Source organism: Hymenobacter coccineus, assembly GCF_001816125.1.
Taxonomy (GTDB): Bacteria; Bacteroidota; Bacteroidia; order Cytophagales; family Hymenobacteraceae; genus Hymenobacter; species Hymenobacter coccineus.
The window spans coordinates 1-1,997 of the sequence record NZ_MDZA01000252.1 but is presented as its reverse complement, the minus strand read 5'-3'; the positions used below and the strand labels follow the sequence as shown (position 1 = coordinate 1,997).

Genomic DNA, 1,997 nt, shown 5'->3' with positions numbered 1-1,997 from the left:
CGCCAGGGGGGCGCGGGCGCTTCGGGTGCAGGGGCCCCGGGGCAGAGCGGCCGTGTCGCCGGGGCCCCGCGCCCTGGGCTACCAGGGAATGGAGGTGCTGGTGGTCTTGGTTTTGGTGCTGCCGCTGGGGCCCTTGCTTTTGGTTTTGATCTTGACCGGGGCGGCGGTTTTGGCCGCGGCGGCGGGGGCAGCGGCCGGGGTAGCGCCGGGGTCGGGCGCGTCCGCGGTTTCGGGCACGTCCTCGGCCTGCACGGCGGGGGTTTCCTGGGCGGCTTTTATTTCGTCGGGGTTTTCCACGCGCTTCTCGGCGCGCTGGGCCAGCAGCAGGTGGTCCTGGGCCAGGGTGTTTTTCTTGGCGGCGGCCAGCTCGGTTTCCAGGCGCGCCTTTTCGTCCTTGCTGAGGCGGTTGGGCGTCATGAGCTGGTTGAGGTCGGGCTTGCCGCCGTTTTGCCAGGCCGTGAGCCAGAGCGAGGCCACCGCCGTGGGGGCCAGCTTGAGGCGGTTGGCCACCATGCCGCCCACCAGCTTCTCGTACTCGGCCGCGAAGGCGTCGGAGTAGCGGCGTTGGGTTTTGCCGTAGAGGTGCGAAAACGTGTAGCGCTCGGGCCCCGGCATGGCCCGTTCCACCTTGCCGGCCCGATCAAACGTCTCGGTCAGGAAGCCGTAGCTGCGCTGCACCGTACCCCAGGCCTCGGCCAGCGGGTCCTTCACGTAGGAAGCCGGCTCGTAAGTGATGTTGTACTCGGCAATGTATTTCTCGGGCAACGCGCTTTCCCAGAGGCTGTGCAGGCCGGCCTGGTTGGTCAGTTGCCCGTCGTAGTTGATGGTGGTGTGCAGCGGCACGTAGGCGTCGCTCACGTAGTGCCCCAGCTCGGCCGAGTACTTGATGATGTCCACCGTGTCGCGCTCCCGGAAGGCGTTGGTGAGCTTTTCGGTGTATTCGGCGATGACCCACGGCACGGTGCCGTACTTTTTCAGCGTATCAGCCGAGAATTTTTCCACCGCCGCGGCGTAGTCCTGCGGCACCTTGCCGAAGGGGTTGTCCTCCGAGTAATGGTCCATGTCGATGAAGTGGCGGCCGGCCTCGTCGGGGTCGGTGTTGCGGCGCTCGTCGGGGGCGGTGCTCTGGCGCACCAGCTCGGCCATATGGCGGAAATAAAACCCCTGGAGGCTGCCCGGCAGCCGGTACACGGCCACCTGCGTGATGAGGCGGTGGCCAAAGAAGCCCCAGGCCCCGGCCGAACCCACCGCTAGCAGCGCCAGCGCAACTGGTAAGAATAATTTTTTCATAAAGCAGCGAAATAGGATAAATGCCACCAAAGGTAGCTCGCTGGCGAAGGTCGGCAGAAGCCGGCATTTGTTGAGCGCCGGGGCCCAAAAAGTAGCAAATAATGACCAGGCCGCGTAAAATAGCATTAGCCAGCCGCGGCCCCCGCCGCCCCGTCTGGGCTCCCCGCCTCGGTAATATTCCGCGATTGGGCACCCACTTAAAGAAGAAATAACGGCAATCGATTGAAAAATATTTTTACCTCCTGCGCAATGGATTGCGTAATTGTATTACATTTGTCTATCGAATTCTCTTTCCCACCCAGCCTTGCTGCGCAAGCGGCAAACAAAACACCCGGTTTCCTGCAAAGGGAGCCGGGTGTTTTGCTTTTAAGCGCAATAATATTCTTGTAAAAAATCCGGCAGTGGTCTAAAACGGAGTAGTCCGGCGAATTGCCCGAAGGGCTTCGTCGGGCCACTCTCACTAAAAAACAGCGGCTCCGGGCAATCGCAAGAGTGGTCCGACGACTGAAAAAGCCGCCGGACCACCCCGTTTTAGACCATCGCCGAAGACCCAATGTTCCGGGGTGTGGCTTGGGCTTTGTAGCCCAAGCCACACCCCGGAACGGGCTATTTACTTTTCAAGCACGCTAGTTAAAGCTATGCCCTTCAGGGCAAGACTTTAGTTGCTACTCCCTTTTGCGAGGTTGGTAGCTTTACGTGATGAAGCA

At 61.4% G+C, this 1,997-nt stretch carries 1 protein-coding gene; it reads right to left on the bottom strand.

What is annotated here, in order from left to right; translation table 11 throughout:
* Positions 1 to 78: 78 nt before the first annotated feature.
* Positions 79 to 1,290, bottom strand: coding sequence for a zinc dependent phospholipase C family protein (locus BEN49_RS14405; RefSeq protein WP_070744528.1), 1,212 nt, complete (start codon positions 1,288 to 1,290; stop codon positions 79 to 81).
* Positions 1,291 to 1,997: the final 707 nt, after the last annotated feature.